21 protein-coding genes are annotated in these 18515 nt (G+C 69.9%); 8 read left to right on the top strand and 13 right to left on the bottom strand.

Features of this window, described 5'->3' with window-relative positions; all coding sequences use genetic code 11:
- The first annotated feature begins 8 nt into the window (after positions 1-8).
- Genes JJQ90_RS17385 through JJQ90_RS17395 form a run of 3 tightly spaced genes read left to right on the top strand, consistent with a single transcriptional unit; the run spans position 9 to position 2904 of the window.
- Entirely contained in the window at positions 9-1118 is a 1110-nt protein-coding gene (locus tag JJQ90_RS17385) for an ABC transporter substrate-binding protein (protein WP_230410767.1), read from the top strand.
- Positions 1106-2158, top strand: coding sequence for a FecCD family ABC transporter permease (locus JJQ90_RS17390; RefSeq protein WP_216877504.1), 1053 nt, complete (start codon positions 1106-1108; stop codon positions 2156-2158). Before JJQ90_RS17385 ends, JJQ90_RS17390 begins: the two co-directional genes overlap by 13 nt.
- Positions 2155-2904, top strand: a complete 750-nt coding sequence (locus JJQ90_RS17395; protein WP_329959468.1) for an ABC transporter ATP-binding protein — start codon at positions 2155-2157, stop codon at positions 2902-2904. Before JJQ90_RS17390 ends, JJQ90_RS17395 begins: the two co-directional genes overlap by 4 nt.
- Here the strand turns inward: JJQ90_RS17395 and JJQ90_RS17400 are convergent.
- From JJQ90_RS17400 to JJQ90_RS17410, 3 genes are all read right to left on the bottom strand, one after another.
- On the bottom strand, positions 2901-3809 hold the full coding sequence (locus JJQ90_RS17400) for a DMT family transporter (protein ID WP_216877505.1): 909 nt from the start codon (positions 3807-3809) through the stop codon (positions 2901-2903). The two genes, JJQ90_RS17395 and JJQ90_RS17400, sit on opposite strands and share 4 nt — an antisense overlap.
- A 211-nt stretch (positions 3810-4020) precedes the next feature.
- Entirely contained in the window at positions 4021-4512 is a 492-nt protein-coding gene (locus tag JJQ90_RS17405) for a UPF0262 family protein (protein WP_216877506.1), read from the bottom strand.
- On the bottom strand, positions 4505-4948 hold the full coding sequence (locus JJQ90_RS17410; protein ID WP_216877507.1) for a DUF983 domain-containing protein: 444 nt from the start codon (positions 4946-4948) through the stop codon (positions 4505-4507). The genes JJQ90_RS17405 and JJQ90_RS17410 overlap by 8 nt, the downstream gene beginning before the upstream one ends.
- Before the next feature lie 199 nt (positions 4949-5147).
- Here JJQ90_RS17410 and JJQ90_RS17415 point away from each other — a divergent pair, with 199 nt between their 5' ends.
- Positions 5148-5834, top strand: coding sequence for an aspartate/glutamate racemase family protein (locus JJQ90_RS17415; RefSeq protein ID WP_216877508.1), 687 nt, complete (start codon positions 5148-5150; stop codon positions 5832-5834).
- A gap of 21 nt (positions 5835-5855) precedes the next feature.
- On the opposite strand, the gene JJQ90_RS17420 is transcribed toward JJQ90_RS17415, so the two are convergent.
- Complete coding sequence (locus JJQ90_RS17420; protein ID WP_216877509.1) at positions 5856-6614, bottom strand: M15 family metallopeptidase; 759 nt, start codon at positions 6612-6614, stop codon at positions 5856-5858.
- 73 nt (positions 6615-6687) lie between these two features.
- Positions 6688-7653 carry an N-carbamoyl-D-amino-acid hydrolase gene (locus JJQ90_RS17425; RefSeq protein WP_216877510.1) on the bottom strand — a complete coding sequence of 322 codons (966 nt, stop codon included), beginning with the start codon at positions 7651-7653 and terminating at the stop codon, positions 6688-6690.
- A 169-nt stretch (positions 7654-7822) separates the two neighbouring features.
- Between JJQ90_RS17425 and JJQ90_RS27500 the strand changes: the two genes are divergently transcribed.
- Positions 7823-9397, top strand: coding sequence for a GGDEF domain-containing protein (locus JJQ90_RS27500; protein ID WP_216877512.1), 1575 nt, complete (start codon positions 7823-7825; stop codon positions 9395-9397).
- A gap of 7 nt (positions 9398-9404) precedes the next feature.
- Here JJQ90_RS27500 and JJQ90_RS17435 read toward each other — a convergent pair whose 3' ends face one another.
- The 7 genes from JJQ90_RS17435 to JJQ90_RS17465 all read right to left on the bottom strand — a co-directional run bounded on the left by JJQ90_RS17435 (position 9405) and on the right by JJQ90_RS17465 (position 14303).
- Positions 9405-9869 (bottom strand): hypothetical protein, encoded by a 465-nt coding sequence (locus tag JJQ90_RS17435; RefSeq protein ID WP_216877513.1) that lies wholly within the window; start codon positions 9867-9869, stop codon positions 9405-9407.
- Positions 9856-10119, bottom strand: coding sequence for a hypothetical protein (locus JJQ90_RS17440; RefSeq protein WP_216877514.1), 264 nt, complete (start codon positions 10117-10119; stop codon positions 9856-9858). The genes JJQ90_RS17435 and JJQ90_RS17440 overlap by 14 nt, the downstream gene beginning before the upstream one ends.
- A complete protein-coding gene (locus tag JJQ90_RS17445) occupies positions 10116-11063 on the bottom strand; it encodes an N-carbamoyl-D-amino-acid hydrolase (protein WP_216877515.1) in 948 nt (315 codons plus the stop codon). Before JJQ90_RS17445 ends, JJQ90_RS17440 begins: the two co-directional genes overlap by 4 nt.
- Positions 11060-11362, bottom strand: coding sequence for a hypothetical protein (locus JJQ90_RS17450; protein ID WP_216877517.1), 303 nt, complete (start codon positions 11360-11362; stop codon positions 11060-11062). The genes JJQ90_RS17445 and JJQ90_RS17450 overlap by 4 nt, the downstream gene beginning before the upstream one ends.
- Positions 11363-11444: 82 nt before the next feature.
- Complete coding sequence (locus JJQ90_RS17455; protein ID WP_216877518.1) at positions 11445-12431, bottom strand: Bug family tripartite tricarboxylate transporter substrate binding protein; 987 nt, start codon at positions 12429-12431, stop codon at positions 11445-11447.
- Positions 12418-12915 carry a GlcG/HbpS family heme-binding protein gene (locus tag JJQ90_RS17460; RefSeq protein ID WP_216877519.1) on the bottom strand — a complete coding sequence of 166 codons (498 nt, stop codon included), beginning with the start codon at positions 12913-12915 and terminating at the stop codon, positions 12418-12420. Before JJQ90_RS17460 ends, JJQ90_RS17455 begins: the two co-directional genes overlap by 14 nt.
- The gene (locus JJQ90_RS17465; RefSeq protein WP_216877521.1) at positions 12912-14303 is read right to left on the bottom strand and encodes a dihydroorotase; all 1392 of its coding nucleotides are present in this window, start codon (positions 14301-14303) and stop codon (positions 12912-12914) included. Before JJQ90_RS17465 ends, JJQ90_RS17460 begins: the two co-directional genes overlap by 4 nt.
- 195 nt (positions 14304-14498) lie before the next feature.
- Here JJQ90_RS17465 and JJQ90_RS17470 point away from each other — a divergent pair, with 195 nt between their 5' ends.
- Genes JJQ90_RS17470 through JJQ90_RS17480 form a run of 3 tightly spaced genes read left to right on the top strand, consistent with a single transcriptional unit; the run spans position 14499 to position 17408 of the window.
- Complete coding sequence (locus JJQ90_RS17470; RefSeq protein WP_216877522.1) at positions 14499-15581, top strand: TRAP transporter substrate-binding protein; 1083 nt, start codon at positions 14499-14501, stop codon at positions 15579-15581.
- Positions 15578-16075, top strand: coding sequence for a TRAP transporter small permease subunit (locus tag JJQ90_RS17475; RefSeq protein ID WP_216877523.1), 498 nt, complete (start codon positions 15578-15580; stop codon positions 16073-16075). Before JJQ90_RS17470 ends, JJQ90_RS17475 begins: the two co-directional genes overlap by 4 nt.
- A 7-nt stretch (positions 16076-16082) precedes the next feature.
- The gene (locus tag JJQ90_RS17480; protein ID WP_216877524.1) at positions 16083-17408 is read left to right on the top strand and encodes a TRAP transporter large permease; all 1326 of its coding nucleotides are present in this window, start codon (positions 16083-16085) and stop codon (positions 17406-17408) included.
- 4 nt (positions 17409-17412) lie between these two features.
- On the opposite strand, the gene JJQ90_RS17485 is transcribed toward JJQ90_RS17480, so the two are convergent.
- The gene (locus tag JJQ90_RS17485) at positions 17413-18474 is read right to left on the bottom strand and encodes an alkene reductase (RefSeq protein ID WP_216877526.1); all 1062 of its coding nucleotides are present in this window, start codon (positions 18472-18474) and stop codon (positions 17413-17415) included.
- Positions 18475-18515 lie beyond the last annotated feature (41 nt).

Consider the following 18515-nt stretch of genomic DNA (forward strand, 5'->3'; position numbering starts at 1 on the left):
GAGATCCCATGACCACCCGACGCCAGATCCTGGCCGCGCTCGCGGCCACCAGCCTGCCGCTGCCCGCACTCGCCCAGACCCGCACCATCACCGACGCCATCGGGCGGGAGGTCGTGCTGCCGCGCCAGTCGCAGCGCGTGGTGAACATGTTCAACTACGAGGAATTCACCGCCATCGCCGGCCTCGATGGCTGGCAGCGCGTGGTCGGCATGAACCGCGTGGTCTGGGAAGGCTGGCGCCCCGCCATCTTCTCCCGCTACCGGGAGCTGATCCCGAACCTCGCCACCATGCCCGATGTCGGCAACACCGATGAGGGCACCTTCAGCGCGGAGAAGGTGATCTCGCTCCGCCCCGACCTGCTGATGATGCCGGCCTGGGCCTGGACTGCGGGATCGACCGTGCGCGACCAGATCGTGGCCGCCGGCATTCCCGTGCTCGTCTTCGACTACAATGCGCAGACGGTGGAGCGCCACGTCGCCTCCACCCTCGCCATCGGCGCCGCCATGGGCACGCCGGGCCGCGCGGCGGAACTGGCGGAGCGCTATCGGCGCAACATCGGCGACATCCTGGACCGCGTCGGCCGCGCCGCCGGCCCGACCCGCCCAAAAATTCACCTGGAGCTGGGGCAGGGCGGCAAGGATGTCATCGGCAACAGCTATTCCGCCGCCACCATGTGGGGCCGCATCTTCGCGATGCTGGGCGTGCAGAACGTCGCGGAGGGGCGCTTCACCGGCAATTACGCGCCGATCGCGGCGGAGGCGGTGCTCGCCGCCAATCCGGATTTTCTCTACATCGGCGCCTCCTCCTGGACGAACCGCCCGAATGCCGTGCGCACCGGCTATGGCGTGACGGCGGAGCAGACGCGCGCCAGCCTGGCGCCCTATGCCACGCGCCCCGGCTGGTCCGGGCTGGCGGCGATCCGCAACGGCGAGCTGCACGCCATCGAGCACGGGCTGTGCCGCACATTGTTCGACGATACCGCCATGCTCTACATCGCCCGCCGCGCCTGGCCGGGGGCCTTCGAAGGCATGGACCCGGTGGCGGCGCTGGCCAACTATCACGCCCGCTACCTGCCGGTGCCTTTCTCCGGCACCTGGATGCTCCCATGGCGGGCCTGAGCGCCACGGTGGAGGCACGGGCGGCCTGGGGGCGGCTGGCCGCCCGCCGGGCCTCCCTGCTGGCCGGCGGGGCGGCGGTGCTGGTGCTCTGCTTCCTGCTGGACCTGGCCACGGGGCCGGCGCTGCTGCCGGTTTCCGCCGTCGCCGCTTCCCTGGTCGGGGCCGGGCAGGACCCGATGGTGGAGGCGATTGTCTGGTCGATCCGCCTGCCGGTGGCGCTGATGGCGCTGCTGGTGGGGGCGGCGCTCGGCCTGACCGGGGCGGTGATGCAGACCATCCTGAACAACCCGCTGGCGTCGAGCTACACGCTCGGCGTCTCGGCCGGCGCGGGCTTCGGCGCGGCGCTGGTCATCGTCCTCGGCGCGGCGCTGCCGCTGGCGGAGGCGCAGGCGGTGCCGCTCGCCGCCTTCCTGTTCGCGGCGCTGGCCTGCGCCGGCGTCTGGCTGCTGGGCGGCCTGCGTGGCGCGACGCCGGAGACGCTGGTGCTGGCCGGCATCGCGCTGATGTTCCTGTTCCAGGCGCTGCTGGCGCTGCTGCAGTTCATGGCCTCGCCGGAGGCCTTGCAGCAGATCGTCTTCTGGCTGTTCGGCAGCCTGCAGCGCGCCACCTGGCCCAAGCTCGGCATCGTGGCGACAGTGCTGGCCATCGCCGTGCCGCTGCTGCTGCGCGATGCCTGGCGGCTGACGGCCCTGCGGCTGGGCGATGACCGCGCGGCCGCGCTGGGCGTGCGCGTGGCGGGTGTGCGGTTTCGCGGCTTCATCTTCGTCTCGGTGGCCACCGGCGTGGCGGTCGCCTTCGTCGGCACCATCGGCTTCGTCGGCCTGGTGGCGCCGCATGTGGCGCGGATGCTGCTGGGTGAGGATCAGCGCGTGCTGTTGCCGGGCGCGGCCCTGGCGGGTGCGGTGCTGCTCTCGGCGGCTTCCGTCGCCAGCAAGATCGTCTCGCCCGGCGCGCTGTTTCCGGTCGGCATCGTCACCGCGCTGATCGGCGTGCCCTTCTTCGCCTGGCTGATCCTGGCGTCGCGGAGGTCGCATTGGTGACCGCGCGGCTTGAGCTCGATGCCGTCTCGGTGCGCTACGGTGCGCATCGCGCAGTGCGGGAGGTGTCGTTCTCGGCAAGGGGCGGCGAGGTTCTGGCCCTGCTCGGACCGAATGGCTCCGGCAAATCCTCGCTGCTGCGCGCGGCGGCGGGGCTGCTGCGGCATGAGGGGCGCGTCGCCTGGGACGGCCTGGCGGGCAAGGGCATCGGCTTCCTGCCGCAGGACAATGGCGCGCGCACCGCGCTGACGGTGCTGGAGACGGTGCTGCTCGGCCGGCTGCGCGCGCTGGGGATGCGGGTGGCGGAGGCGGAGGTGACGCGCGCCATCGCGGCGCTGGACCGGCTGGGCATCGCCGGGCTCGCCCCGCGGCTGCTCGGCGAATTGTCCGGCGGCCAGCGGCAGATGGTGTTCCTGGCCCAGTTGCTGTGCGCGGAGCCCGCGGCGCTGCTGCTGGATGAGCCGACCAGCGCGCTCGACCTGCGCAACCAGTTCGAGCTGCTGGGCCTGTTGCGGCGCCTGGCGCGGGAGCACGGGCTGCTGGTGATCGTCGCCATCCACGACCTGAACGCCGCCGCCGCCTTCGCCGACCGCCTGGCGGTGCTGCGGGAGGGCCGGCTGGTGGCGACCGGCGCGCCGGACTTCGTGCTGACACCGCGGCTGATGGCGGAGGTCTATGGGCTGGAGGCGGAGGTCTGTGTCAGCCCCACCGGGCGGCGTGTGATGCTCCCGGTGGCGGCGTTGCGCTAATCGCCGCGTCGTCGCAGCCGGGCCTGGATCGGGTCGGCGAAGGCCACCAGCCCGGCGGCGAGCACCACGACCACGGCGCCCAGCACGCTGGGCAAAGCGGGGATCAGGCCGAAGATGGTCAGGTCGAAGACCACCGCCCAGAGCAGGGCGGTGTATTCGAAGGGGGCCAGCAGCGAGATCGGCGCCCGCGCCACGGCCTCCGTCATGCAGATATGGGCCAGCCCGCCGGCCATCCCGGCACCGACCAGGAAGGTCAGGCTGGCGCCGCCCACATCGGCCCAGCCGAAGGGCAGGGTGGCCAGGCCGCCCAGCGCGCAGATCAGGGAGAAATACAGCACGATGGTGCCCGGCAGTTCCGTCGCCGTCAGCCGCTTCACCTCCACCCGCGCCGCCAGCGTCGTGGCTGCCGTGGCAAGGCCGGCGCCGACGCCGATCAGCGTGGCGGTGTCCCATTCCGGGCCGGTGAAGGCCGGCGCCAGCATCAGCAGCACACCGCCGAAGCCCAGCACCGCCGCGCCGGCCACCAGCCAGCCCGGCTTTTCCCGCAGGAAGATCACGCCCACCGGCACGGCCATCAGCGGCGCCAGGAAGCTCAGCGCGGTGGCCAGCGCCAGGGGCAGCTTCGACAGCGACAGGAAGGAGAAGAACATGGCGGCGCAACCGAACAGGCTGCGCCGGAGATGGGCGAGCGGATGCCGCGTGCGCAGGCCGCGCGGAAACTGCCCGCGCCAGGCCAGGTAGAGCACGACGGGGATCAGCGCCCAGGCGCTGCGATGGAAGACGATCTGCCCGACCGGCGCCTCCGCCGAGGCCAGGCGCACGAACAGCGACATCACGGCGAAGAGCAGCGTCGCGGTCAGCCGCAGCGCGATGCCCCAGGCCGGATGTTCCGTTCTACCGCTCATGCCCGCATCCCCGACCGCCGGTCGGTCCTAGCAGAGCAGGGCCGTGGCGGGCAGGGCGGGTCGGTCCTGGCAGAGCAAGGCGGCAGCAGGTAGGGCCGGTCATGCTGGCGGCCCAACGACACAACCTGCGGCCGCCATCGGCAGCCGAGGCCGCGCCCGTCACGCCAGCGGCGTGTCTGCGGCGCGACTGAGGGCACGAAAAGACCAAAAATCAGATGCGCTGGTGCAGGGCGCAGACCAGGGTGAACAGGCGCCGCGCCGTTTCGAAATCGATCTCCACCTTGCCGGCCAGACGCTGCGTCAGCAGTTCCGCGCCTTCATTGTGCAATCCGCGGCGGCCCATATCGATGGCCTGGATGCGGGCCTCGGAACCGCCTTCCGTCACCGCCTGCTCATGGCTTTCCACCACCAGGTGGTAGTCCTTGATGAGGCGCCGAAAGGGGCCGAGGGCCAGGACCAGCGCATGCAGGGGCGCATCCGCCGTGTCGCGGATCTCCAGCATCAGGCGGCCATCGCGCACGGCGATCGCCAGGCCGAAGGGACCCTGGCCGAGGCCCGCCGGGCGGAAGCGATTGCCAGCCAGCAGATCCTCCACCGCCTGGCGGCGATCGGCCTCGGCATAGGGGCTGGGCAGCAGGCCTTGCCCGTCCGGCAACTCGATGCGGATCAGGTCGCGGCCGCCGGCGGGCCGGGTGTCAGGCATGGTCGGGGCGGGGCGGGGTGGCCGGCAGGGCCACCGCCGGCGGCGCCTCGTCGAAGCCGAGCCGCGCCAGCCAGCCGACCGTGGCGCCCTTGATCGGCCGCAGCAGCAGGATGCAGGCGATGGTGAAGGCCGGCAGCCAGACCACCATGTGCAGCCACATCGGCGGCATCCAGGCCTTCTCCACCCAGAAGACGGGCGGGAACAGGAAATGGCCGACGATGAAGATGGTGAAATAGGGCGGCGCGTCATCGGCACGCAGCGTGCCGAGCGGGGCGTGGCAGACCTCGCATTCATCCACCACGCGCAGATAGCCCTTGAAGATCCGGCCCTCGCCGCAGCAGGGACAGCGGTTGCGCACGCCACGGCCCAGCGCCGTCCAGAAGGAGGCGGGGGTGGCGGGGGTGGTGGCCGCGCGGGCAGGTTCCCAGCGGTTCATGTGGCGTTCCTTTCGGCCTTGTCGCCCGGGCGGAAAACCCCGCCGGCCGCAGCCATTGTGCGCTGCAATATGGGCCGATGGCGCCGGCCGATCAAGCATCGCTGCGCCTGGGCGCGGCCGTCGTCGCCGATGCTGACACGGGATGGGATTTCAGGCGAGGCGTGGCATAGTTGCGCCAGGACAGGGCAGGGGTGCGGGAATGGCAAGGCGGATCCTGGTGATCAACCCCAACAGCAGTGCGAGCTGCACGGCGGGCATCGATGCCGCGCTGGCCGGCTTCCGCGCGCCCGGACTGCCCGCGATCGAGGTGATGCAGCTGGAAGGCGGGCCGCCCGCCGTGGTCACCTGGCGCGACTGGTTCGGGGTGGCGGAGCCGCTGTGCCGGCTGGTGGAGCGGGAGGCGGCCGATGCCTATGTCATCGCCTGCGTCTCCGACCCCGGCGTGGATGCGGTGCGGACCGTGACCCGCGCGCCGGTCTTCGGCCCGCTGCGCAGCGCGGTCGCCGCCGCGCTGGCCCGGGCCGACCGCTTCGGCATCATCGCCTTCGGCGATCCTTCCTTGCCACGCCAGCGGCGTTCGCTCCAGGCGATGGGGGTGGAAAGCCGGCTGCTCGGCCATATCCCGCTGAACCTGCCGATGGAGGTGCTGACCGACCCCGCCGCGCCGCGCGCCGCGCTGATCGATGCCGGTCGCCGGATCGCCGGGATGGGGGCGGAAGCGGTGATCCTCGGCTGCGCCGGCATGGCCTTCCACCGCGATGCGGTGGAGCAGGCCTGCGGCGTCCCGGTGATCGAGCCCTGCCAGGCCGCGGTGGCGCTGGCCTTGCAGGCGGTCATCGCCGCCCGCTCCGCACAGCCCGGGTTCCAGGCCCAGGCGGCGGAGTAGGGTGGCGCGGCAGGCGGGCGCCTAGCTCAGCTTCGGCCCCGCCGGCTTCCCATCCCAACTCGCCACCATCCAGGTGAAGGCCGTGGTCCAGGCCGGGTCGGTGTTGGGCGGCAGGCGACCGGCGCGCAGCTCGGCGATGTCCACATCGGCGAGCTGCAGATGCGGCGTCTCGCCGGGCTTGGAGACCAGCCCCTCATCCGCGCCGATCGCATGCAGCCGTTCCCACATCCGCGCCTGGCCCTCATCCGCGTCCCAGGACCAGCGGCCCTCGAGTGCCAGCACGAAGTCGGCCGCCAGGCCGTACTGGTGCAGGCTCTCGAAGGCCTGCACCGGCGTCAGGATGCGGCCGGTGCGGCTGCGGCCGGAGGCGTAGAGGTTGTTCTGCCGCCAGGGGCCACGCATGCCCTCATAGATGCCGAAGGGAATGCCTTCCGCGTTCAGCCGCGCCACGGTGCGCAGGGCACGGTTGCGGAAGGCGGGATGCAGCATCTTCGGGTCGCGGTTCACCCGCTCCACATTCCGCCAGGGAAAGGTCTCGGTCACATAGGTCGGTGCCTTGGCGCCCGCCACCTGCCGGCGCAGCAGCCCGGCCGGCGCGAAGCCCTTCTGGCCGGAAGGCGCCTCCACCGGCAGCCAACCCTCCACCATCTCCCCCGCCAAGGCCAGAACCTGGTCGATCGGCAAGGTGCGGATCGGCTTCTGGTCCGGGCCCGGCCGCTCCCGCAGTTCCGTCGTCGCGACCACGCGGTAGAGGATGGGGTAGGGGGAGGCTTCGGTCATGAGAAGGCATACCTCTTGGGAGGGGAGTAAGGTTACCGTGGCCGGGGCAAAGTCGCCAGACGGGCCACTGGGGTCAGCCCTTTGGCGTCCAGGCCGTGGGGGCCTCGCTGCCGGTCTGGCTGGTGATGCGGCCATAATGCTCGGGCCGGCGGTGCCGGGCGAAGTTGAAGATGGTGTTGCGGCCCAGCTCGCACATGCCCAGGTCGCAATCGGCGACGATCACCTCATCCCCCCAGCTTGTCGCCATGGCCATGATCTCCCCCTGCGGATTGACGATGATGGAATGGCCGAACAGCTCATGCCCATCCTCGTCGCCGGCCTTGGCCACGCCGACGCCGAAGCAGGCATTCTGGTAGCAGCCGGCCTGGATCGACAGGTGGCTGTGGGCGACGCGCAGGTGATGCGCCTCGAAGCCGCGGTTCTCCATGTTCAGGCTGGGGGTGTTGTAGCCCAGCATGACCAGTTCCACCTGCTGTAGCCCCAGCACGCGCCAGGACTCCGGCCAGCGGCGATCATTGCAGATCATCATGCCGATATTCACCGGCCCGGCGCTGCCGACCGGGGCGCGGACCACGGGGAAGCCCAGGTCGCCCGGCTCGAAATACCGCTTCTCCAGGTGCTGCACCTTGCGGATGGGGTCGAACTCCGCATGGCCCGGCAGATGCACCTTGCGGTATTTCAGCACGATCTCGCCGGAGGGATGCACGAAGACCGCGGTGTTGTAGCGGTGGCCATCGGCGGTCTTTTCCGCATAGCCGAGATGGAAGGCCATGCCGAGCCGTCGCGCGGCGTCGAACAGCGGGGCGGTCTCGTTGGACGGCAGGGCATGCTCGTACCAATGGTCCGCCTCGGCCAGGTTCTCATGGTACCAGCGCGGGAAGAAGGTGGTCAGCGCCAGCTCGGGATAGACCACCACCTCCGCGCCGCGGCGATGCGCGGTTTCCATCAGCCGGATCATGCGATCCACGGCGACATCCCGCCCCTCGGCCTTCTGGATGGGTCCCATCTGGGCGGCGGCGACGACGAGGCGGCGGGACATGCGGCGGGTTCTCCGATGCGATCGACGCGCAGATGCCAGAGCAGGCGCGGGCTGGCCAGCCCCCTGCGGTTACGCGCTTCCCGTGATTGTAAGGTTTGAAAAAGTATCTTTCCTACAAATCCGTACGAGAGGACACGCGATGGTTGTTCTACATGGCTGGGATACAGCCGTGGTCGGGTCCATCTTGTCGCTTTTCCGTCGCCTACTCCACGTCCCGTCCCAGCTGCGCAACGCGCTGGCGGTCTTCCTGGCCTCGGTGCTGCTGGGCGGTGGCCTGGCGGCCATCGTGGTGCAGGGGGAGCGTGGCCGATTGCTGGCGGATCACGGCCAGCGCATGGAATCGGCGGCGGCCGCGATGGCTGGGCGGTTGGATGCGGGGTTGCAGGAATGGGGGCGGGATGTGGCCCTGCTGACCCGCTTCGCCGCCTTCCATGCGGAACCACCGGAACCGGCCGCGGCACGCCGGCTGCTGGATGACCTGAAGACCCGTTCGCCGGACTTCTCCTGGATCGGCTTCACCGGCCCGGATGGCCGTGTGATCGCCGCGACGGGCGGCCTGCTGGAAGGGATGAATGTCGCCGCCCGCCCCTGGTTCGCCGGAGGGTTGGAGGGGCTGTATCTCGGCGATGTGCATCCGGCCGTGCTCCTGGCGCGGCTGCTGCCAGCCTCGGAGGGTGGAGAGGCCGCCTATTTCGTGGACGCGGCCGCGCCGGTGGTCAGCGCGGATGGACGCATCCTCGGCGTCATCGCCGGCCATATGAACTGGCTCTGGGCGGAACGGGTGCGGGAGGAGATGGCCCGGCTGAGCCCGGACCGGCCGGCCCCCGAATTCCTGGTGCTCGGCGCCGATGACGGCGTGCTGCTGGGGCCCGAGGAGATGCGCGGCCGGCCGCTGGTGGATGCGGCCCTGGCCGCGGGGCGCGGGCAGCGGTCCGGCTGGGTGGATTCCGGAGATGGGCGCATTACGGGCTTCGCCCGAACCCAGGGCAGCAGCGACCATCCCGGGCTTGGCTGGGTGGTGCTGGCGCGGCGCGATGCCGCGGGTGTGCTCGCGCCGCTCTGGTCCCAGGCGGCCTGGATGACGTTGGGGGTATTGGCGCTGGCGGCGATGGCGGGCCTCGCGACCTGGGCGGTCGCGGCGGGCTTCGGCCGGGCGTTGCGCAAGTTGGGTGGGGAAGGGATCACGGGTGCCGATTTCAATGCTGATCTGGAACGCATGGCCGCGACGTTGCGCCGCTTGCGTGACACCGCCTGGCGGGACCCGCTGACCGGCCTGCTCAACCGCGCGGGCTTCGCCGAATGGCGCGCGGCGCATCCGGATGCGGAGCGGGACTGCGCCCTGCTGATGCTGGATCTGGACGGCTTCAAGCCGATCAACGACCGGCTGGGCCATGCCGCCGGCGATGCCGTGCTGGCCGCCATCGGCCGCTGGCTGGAGGTCAATCTGCGCCTCGGGGATTGTGCCGTGCGGATGGGCGGCGACGAGTTCCTGCTCTGCCTGTGCGGCCCCACGACCATGTCGGAGATCGCGGCGGATGAGGTTTCGGCCCGTTTGCAGGCGGCGCTGGCCGAAGGGCTGGAAACCCCGATGGGGCGGCTGAGCCTGGGTTGCAGCATCGGCGTGGCCATCCTGCCGCGCGACGCCCAGACCATCGATGCCGGCATCGAGCATGCCGACCGGGCGCTGTATGAAGTGAAGCGCCGGCGCCAGGCCGCGCGCGGTGCCGCGGCGCAGGCGCGGTAGCGGCGGCTCAGCCGGGCGGCGTTGCCGGCTGTGGGGCCGCAGGGCTGGCCGGCGGGGTGGGCCAGGGCGGCAGTTGCAGGATCATCGGGGCGACGGCCGCGGCGGGTGCGGGCTCGGGCCGCGTGGCGATGCGCTGGTCCTGGAGATAGGTCAGGATGGCGATAAAGACGCCCACGACCGCGAAGGCGATGGCTGCCCCGGTGCCAAGCGCTGCCCAGACCGTGTTCCGGGTCGCAACGGAGCCGAGCACTTCCGTTATGCGGACCAAGCGGTCATCCATGCGGTCGAGAGTGCCCTCCATGCGTGCCATGCGCTGGTCTGCCTGGTCGGCGCGCTGTTTCAGAAGGGCGAGCTCAGTGTCCATGCCGGGAGGGTGGCCGTCGCCGGAACCGACTGCAAGTCTCTGCCGCGTCTGGTCGTTCGCGGCCTGCGAGGTCAGCCAATGCGACTTTGCGCTGTCATCGACTGTCAAGGCTGACCTCTTCGATCGCGGCCCTCAGGATCGACAATCCGCGATCCACATGTTGTTCCGCTTGCCGCAAGCTTGGCTCAGGAAGTTGCCCTGTCCCGAGGAGGGATTCTGCGCGAATGCCCTGCAAAAGCGCTTGCAGACCTGACAGCGCGGATATCGCGGCCTTGAGGCTGACAGTCGCGAGTTCCCGCGTTTGCGCGAGTTCAGCGCGCAGCATCGTCAACTCGCGCCCATCCGCGTCGTCACTCATTCCGGCGCCACCGCCCCCACCTGCTCCACGATCCGACCATACCATTGCGGCCGGCGATGCGCCGCGAAATTGAACATCTTCTCCTTGCCCTGGCGGCAGGCGTCGAAATCGACCTCCGCCACGATCACCTCATCGCCCTTGGTCCTGGCCTGCGCCACCACGCGGCCATTCGGATCGACGATGCAGGAACCGCCGATCAGCCCGGCGCCGTCCTCCACCCCGGCCTTGGCCACCGCGATCGCCCAGGTCGCGTTCATATAGGCGTTGGACTGGGCGGCCAGGATGGAGTGGAAGGTGCGCAGTTCCTCGCTCTCGCCCTCGCCACCATTGGGGTCATAGGCGGCGGAGTTGTAGCCGACCATCACCAGCTCCACCCCCTGAAGCCCAAGGCAGCGCCAGCCTTCCGGCCAGCGGCGGTCGTTGCAGACCAGCATGCCGAGCACCGGGCGACCCCAGGCCTCCGGCCCCCGCGCCACGGGAAAGCCCATGTCGCCATACTCGAAATACATCTTTTCGAGTTGCTGGTACTTCTGGCCATCCTTGACGTGATCGCTGCCGGGCAGGTGGATCTTGCGGTATTTGAACAGGATCTGGCCATCCGGCCCGACGGTGATGGCGCTGTTGAAGCGCTGGCCTTCCGGCGTCAGCTCCGCATAGCCGACATAGAAACCCACACCCAGTTCGCGTGCCCGGTCGAACAACGGCTGCACCTGCGGGTTCGGCATGGCGGTCTCGAAGCTGCCCAGCAGTTCCGGCGCGTCACGCTCCATCGGCCAGCGTGGGAAAAAGGTGGTGAAGGCGAGTTCGGGGAAGACCACCAGCTTCGCACCCTGGGCCGCCGCGGCCTCCAGCAGCGCCACCATCCGGGCGAGGGTCGCGGCGCGGTCGTCGGCGCGCTGGATGGGGCCCATCTGGGCGCCGGCGATGGTGAGGAGACGGCTCATTTGAACAGGTTCCTGATGTCTTGCCTTGTGCCGCCGAAGCCGCGCCACAGCACGATGAAGCCAAGGATGAAGCCAAGCCCGGCCGCGAAGCCCGGCACGCCCTGTCGCGCCCCCGCGACCTGCGCCAGCACCACGCCGACGATGCCGGTCGCAACGCCCGTGGCAATGGCCATCAGCAGATGCACCCTGCCCGGCCCGACCCGCGGCGGCGGCCCGGGCAGGGTGGTGCGGGAGGGTCTCGGTGGGCGCTTGATCCAGCGCTGGCCATTGGGGCGACGGGGATGGGAGGGGTTGGTCATGCCGGGATCACTCTGGCCAAGTTCCGCCGCCTGTAGCCCGATCCCGCCGCCTGGGCCATGCCGGGCGGCGGGCGCTCGCGTGTCACCCCTCCAGCTCCGGCCGGATCGCCTCGACGATCGGGCGGTAGCGGTCCTGCTCGGCGGCGATATAGGCCGCCGCGCTTTCCGGCGTGCCGGGGGCGGCGGGCTCGATGCCGGCGGCGGCCAGGCTGGTGCGGAAGGCCGCATCCGCCAGCGCCGCATTGGTCGCCTGGGACAGCCGCGCCAGCACCGGGGCCGGCAGGCCGGGTGGGGCGAAGACAGCGTGCCACAGCACGGCGGTGAAGCCCGGCCGGCCCAGCGCCTCCGCCGCCGTGGGCACGTCGGGGGCCTGCGGCGCGCGGGCATTCGACGCCACGGCCAGCATCCGCGCCCGGCCCGACTGGTGCAGCGGCAGGCCGGCGCCCAGCGTGTTCACCGCCAGCGCCAATGTGCCCGCCAGCAGGTCGTTCATCGCCGGCGCCGCGCCGCGATAGGGGATGTGGCTGAGGCTGGTGGCGCCCGATTCCCGCTTCAGGATCTCGGTCGCCAGGTGCATCAGCGTGCCGGTGCCGGGGGAGCCATAGGCCAGCGGCGGATTGGCGCCGCGCGCGGCCGTCAGGAAGGCCGCCAGCGTCGCCGGCTGGCCGGGATGCGCCAGCCAGCAGAGCGGCCCGCCGCCCAGCGTGGCGACGGCGACGAAATCCTTCGCCGCGTCATATTGCGGCTGCCGCGTCACCAGGTTGTACAGCGCATGGGTGGAGGCGGTGCCGAACAGCAACGTGTGCCCATCCGGCCGCGCCCGGGCCACTTCCATCGCGCCGATGGCGCCCCCGGCGCCGCCCCGGTTCTCCGTGACCACCGGCTGGCCGAGTTCCCGCGTCATCCGCTCCGAATAGAAGCGGGCATAGACATCGGTGGGGCCGCCGGCGGGGAAGGGGATGACGAGGCGGATCGGCCGATCCGGAAATGTCTGTGCGAGCGCCGGCGCCGCGAGCAGCGCCGCGCCGCCGGCCAGCAGGCCACGTCGTGTGAAGCTAAAGTCCTGCATCGCGCCAACCCTCCACGGGCGTTTCGGGGTGGGGGACCAGGCCGGCTGCCCGAATGCCGGCGATGGCCGCGTATTCATCCTTGTCGGAGGCGTCGCCACTGACGCCCACGGCGCCGATCACGGCACCGTCCTCCCGGCAGATCAGCACGCCGCCGGGGACGGGGATGAAGCGCCCGTCGCTGGCCGCCGCGATCGCCGCCTGGAAGGCGGGCCTTTCCTTCAGCCGGTCGCGGATCACACGGCTGCCGATGCCCATGCCGAGCGCGCCATGTGCCTTGCCGCGCGCGATCTCCGCGCGGAGGATGCCGGAGCCATCCTCCCGCTTCTGCACCACCACATGGCCACCCGCATCCAGCACCACCACGGTCAGCGGCAGCAGCGCCGCCTGGCGGCCGGCGGCGAGCGTCGCATCGGCGATGTGCTCGGCCACCGCGAGGCGCAGATCCACCGCGAGGTGTTTGATGTAGTAGCCATGCGTGCTCATGCGTCGAGCGCGCTGTTCTTGTGCTGGCGCGGCACGAAGCGGCCGGCACCGGGCCGGGCCTTCACTTCCGTGCCGTTCCAGATCTCGGCGCCGCGCAGCAGCGTCGCCGCCACGCGGGCCTTCATCGCGCGGCCGTGATAGGGCGACCAGCGGAAATCGTCGCGGTCCTGGATGATGCGCTCGTCGAAGACGAAGTCGCCGGTTTCCAGGATGCAGAAATCGGCATCGGCGCCGATGCGGATGCCGCCCTTCTTCGGATCGAGGCCGTGGTAGCGCGCCGGCTCCTCCGAACACATGCGCGCCATCACGGTGGGCGCCAGGCCGCGCTCGGCCAGCAGCGTATACATCAGCGGCGCGAAGCTCTGCAGGCCCGTCAGCCCGGCGCCGACGGGGAAGATGTCGCCGTTGTATTCCTTCTTCGCCTTCGGCCAGGGCGCGTGGTCGGTCGAGACATAGGCCATGATGCCGGCATCCATCGCGCCCCACATGCGCTCCACCTCCTCCGCCGTGCGGAAGGGAGGGTTGCATTTGCCGAAGCCCTGGAGGCGGACGATGTCCTCCTCCGTCATGCAGAGATACTGGATGCAGGCCTCGCCGGAGGTCTTGGCCCCCATGCCGCGATAGATCTTCGCCAGATCGAAGCCGCGGGCGATGGAGGAATGCGCGATATGCACATGCGCGCCGGTTTCCAGCGCCATCTCGAAGATCTCGAGATCGGCCATGCTTTCCGTCAGCGGCGGGCGGGTGCGGCAATGCCAGATGGGGGAGGTGTTGCCGGCGGCCTTGGCGGCCTCCGTCAGCTTCACCACCAGCTCCTGGTCCTCATTGTGCACGGCCACCATCAGCCCGGTCTTCGCCATCTTGGTCAGCGCGGCGAGCATGGTGGGATGGTCGATGCGCGGGAAGCGGTGGGCATCGTATTCATAGGTGGAAAGCTTGAAGGCGCTGGCGCCCGCTTCCGCCAGGGCCTCGATATCCTCGCCACCGCCATCCTTCCGGATGGTGCCGTAGAGCGCCATGTCCACATGCGCCAGCCGGTTCACCCAGCCGACCTTGTCCTGGAACACCGCCGCGCTCATCACCGGGTTCGGCACGTCATAGGGCATGTCGCAGACGGTGGTGACGCCGCCGGCGGCCGCCGTCCTCGTCGCATTCTCGATCCCCGGCCAGCCGGTGGAGGAGGATGTGTGCATATGGCCATCGACCAGGCCGGGCATCACCAGCCGGCCGCGATGGTCGGCCACGGCCTTGGCCGGCGGCGTCACACCCTCGCCGATCGCGGCGATGGTCTCGCCCCGGATCGCGACATAGCCATCGGCCAGCACGCGGTCGGACAGCACCACGGCGCCGCGCAGGACGAGATCGAAGGGTTCGGCGGCGTCGGACATGCGAGGGACTCTCCGTGTTGGCGGCGCCGAAGCTAGGACGTGTCGGCGCCGCCGCCAATCCGGGTACGGCTGCCTTATATCCATGCAGGGCGGTCGGGAAATGGGCGCGGTCAGGTCGGGCGTGGCACGGCAAGGCTCATTCCGGGACTGGCACGCGGTTTGCTGATCTCCTGGCGATTATCCGGGAGAGGCCTGATGCAGCGTCGCAACCTGATCGCCAGCGCCGCGGGGGCCGGTGTGCTCGCCGCGCCCGCCGTCGCCACCGCCCAGACCACCTTCAACTGGCGCATGACCAGTTTCTACGGCCCGCAGGCGGCCTTCTATTCGACCGGTCCGGGCTCCGCCAAGGACCTGATCGACCGCATCCAGAAGATGTCGAACAACCGCATCCGCATCCAGTTCTTCGGGGCGGGGGAGTTGATTCCGGCGGGCGAGGGTTTTGATGCCGTCTCCTCCGGCATCGTCGAGATGAACTACGCGAACGCCTATTTCTGGACCGGCAAGACCTTCGCGGCCCAGTACTTCACCGCGGTGCCCTTCGGTCTGAACTACCAGGGGCTGAACGGTTGGATGTATGACGGTGGCGGCCTCGACCTGTGGCGCGAGGTCTATGACCGCTTCAACCTGGTGCCCTTCCTCTGCGGCAATACCGGGGTGCAGATGACCGGCTGGTTCCGCAAGCCGATCGACACCGTCGAGGATTTCCGCGGGCTGAAGATGCGCATCCCGGGCCTCGCCGGGCGCGTCTATCAGCGGCTGGGCGTCGATGTGCGGCTGCTGCCGGGCGGCGAGATCTTCCCGGCGCTGGAGCGCGGCGTGATCGATGCGGCGGAATTCGTGGGGCCGTATCTGGATCGACAGCTCGGCCTGCAGCGCGTCGCCAAGCACTACTACACCACCGGCTGGCATGAGACGGCGACGGCCTCGGAGCTCATCATCAACAAGGCCGCCTGGGCGCGGCTGCCGGCCGACCTCAAGGCGATCGTCGAGAATGCGGTGGCCGCCTGCAACGTGATCTCCGAGGCCTGGTGCCAGAAGAACAACGCCGAGGCGATGGAGGACCTCGTGCGCAACCAGGGCGTCGATGCCCGCCAATTGCCGGATGCGGTGGTGGCGCGCCTTCGTACCGAGACGAATGCCGTGCTGGAGGAAGCGGTCGCGCGCGATGCCGTGACCAAGCGCGTGCATGACAGCTACATGGCCTATAAACAAAAATTCGACGCCTGGTCGAATTACAGTGAGGTCCCCTACCACACGAAGATCCGCCCGGCCGGATGACGCGCCTCACCCGGACGGCCGATGTGATCGACAACTTCGTCGATCGCGTCGGCCAGGTCTCCGCGCTCGCCGTCGCCGCGCTGGTGCTGGTGATGGCGAGCAACGTGCTGCTGCGCTACGGATTCTCGCTCGGCAGTGTCTGGGCGCAGGAGCTGGAGTGGCACCTGATGTCGCCCATCGCGCTGATCGGTGCGGCCTATGCGCTGCGCCATGGCGAGCATGTGCGCGTCGATGTGCTCTATGCCGGCTATTCGGAGCGCAACAAGGCGCGCGTCGATGTGCTGGCGGGTGTCGCCGGCATGGTGGTGTGCGTGCTGGTGATCCAGCTGTCCTGGCGCTACGTGCTGCAGAGCTGGGGCCAGGATGAGGGATCGGCCAATCCGGGCGGCATCCCCGCGCGCTATATCCTGAAGGCCTTCATCCCCGCGGGCTTCGCGCTGCTGCTGCTGCAATTCGTGGCGGAGACGCTGCGTTCCCTCTCGCGCCTCCGCTGAGAATTCCATGCCCCTGACAGAGATCTACGCCATCCTCATGCTGGTGGCGTTCTTCGGCCTGCTGATGCTCGGCATGCCGGTGGCGCTGACGCTGGCCGTCTCCGGCTTCGCCTTCGGCTGGCTCGGCTTCGGGCCGATGCTGTTCAACCTGCTGCCCGCGCGCATCTATGGCGTGGTCACCAGCTACTCGCTGCTGGCGATTCCGCTGTTCGTCTTCATGGGCGTGGCGCTGGAGAAATCCCGCCTCGCCGAAGACCTGATGGAGGTGGTGGGCCGCCTCTCGGGGGCTCTGCGCGGCGGCCTCGGCCTCGGCATCGTCTTCGTCGGCGTGCTGATGGGCGCCACCACGGGCATCGTCGGCGCCACCGTGGTGACCCTTGGCCTTCTGACGCTGCCCGCGCTGCTGAAGCGCGGCTATGACCCCGGGCTGGCCTGCGGCGTCATCTGCGCCTCCGGCACACTCGGACAGATCATTCCGCCGAGCCTGATCCTGATCCTGCTGGCGGATATCATGAACCTGTCGGTCGGCACGCTGTTCGCCGCCGCGGTCTTCCCCGGCATGATGCTGGCCGGCATCTACTGCACCTACATCCTGCTGCTCGGAATCCTGCGGCCGGAGATGGTGCCCGCGGTCCCGGCGGAGGAACGCGCGCTGATCTCGGCGCGGCAGTTGCTGGCAAAGCTGGTGCGCGTCATCGCGCCGCCGCTGGGTCTCGTCGCCGCCGTGCTGGGCTCCATCATCGCCGGCATCGCGGCGCCGACGGAAGCGGCGGCGATGGGCGCGCTCGGCGCGCTGATCGTCTGTGCGATCGGGCGACGGCTGAGCTGGGGCCTGGTGGTGGAGACTTTACGATCCACCGCCCGGATCACGGCGATGATGATGTTCATCCTGATCTGCGCCCAGGTTTTTGCGCTCGCCTTCCGCGGGCTGCGCGGGGAGCAGCTGGTGGAGGACCTGTTCGCCTTCCTGCCCGGCGGCGTCGGCATGGACATCTGGTTCATGCTGCTGCTGGTCTTCGTGCTGGGCTTCTTCCTGGAATGGATCGAGATCAGCTACATCGCCGTGCCGCTGTTCCTGCCGATCTTCGCCAATGCCGGCGTGGACCCGGTGTGGCTGGCCACGCTGATCTGCGTGATGCTGCAGACCAGCTTCCTGACACCGCCCTTCGGCTGGGCGCTGTTCTTCCTGCGCAGCGTGGCGCCGCCGGAGATCACGACCGGGCATATCTACCGCGGCGTGTTCCCCTTCGTCGCCATGCAGTTCCTGGCCGTCGCCACCGTGTACTTCGCCCCCGGCCTGGCCACCTGGCTGCCGAGGGCGATCGGGTGGTAGCTCTTTACGCCGCGAGCGCCGGGTAGTCCGTGTAGCCCTTCGCATCGCCGCCGTAGAAGGTGGTCTGGTCCGGCGCGTTCAGCGGCGCGTCCTGCTGCAGGCGCTCCACCAGGTCCGGGTTGCTGATGTAGCTGGACCCGAAGGCGATCAGGTCGCCGCGGCCGCTGGCGATATCGGCCTGGGCGCGGGCCTTGTCGTAGCCGGCGTTGAGGATGATCGGCCCGCCGAAATGCTTGCGGGCGAGGCCAATCACGTCGAAGGCGGGCTTCGCATCCAGGAAGTGGACATAGGCCAGGCCCTTGCCCGAGAGGCCCTGGATCACCGGCGTGTAGGTGCCCTCCACATCCGGATCGTCGATGTCGTTGAAGGGGTTGCCCGGGCTGAGGCGGATGCCGACGCGATCGGCGCCAATGGCCTGGGCAGCGGCATCGGTGATCGCCACCAGGAAGCGCGCGCGGTTCTCACCCGAACCACCCCACTTGTCGGTCCGTTTATTGGCGTTCGGCGCCAGGAACTGGCCCGGCAGGTAGCCGTTCGCGGCATGAATCTCAACGCCGTCCAGGCCCGCCGCCACCGCGTTGCGCGCGGCCTGGGCATAGGCCTCGATCAGCTGCTCGATCTCCGCCTCGGTCAGCGCCCGCGGGGTGACCAGCGGCTTCATGCCGGAGGGGGTGTACATCTGTCCGGCGGCCGCAATGGCGGAAGGTGCCACCGGCTCCGCGCCATCCTGGAACTCGGGCAGCGAGATGCGGCCGACATGCATGAGCTGGACGAAGATGCGCCCGCCCTTGGCATGCACCGAATCGGCCACGGCGCGCCAGCCTTCGACCTGCGCGTCGTTGTAGATGCCGGGAATGTCGATATAGCCACGGCCATTGGCGGCCGGGGTGGTGCCTTCGGTGACGATCAGGCCGGCGGAGGCGCGCTGGCCGTAATACTCGGCCATCAGCGCGTTCGGCAGGTTGCCCGGGGCACGGCTGCGCGTCATCGGCGCCATGACGATGCGGTTGGGCAGGGTCAGGGCGCCCAGCTTCACGGGGCCGAACAGGTCGGGGGTCTCGGTCATGGCGGTGTCCTTGAATGCAAAGGCGGCGCGGGTGGCGCCGC

The organism is Falsiroseomonas oleicola (genome assembly GCF_019029495.1).
Classification (GTDB): domain Bacteria; phylum Pseudomonadota; class Alphaproteobacteria; order Acetobacterales; family Acetobacteraceae; genus Falsiroseomonas; species Falsiroseomonas oleicola.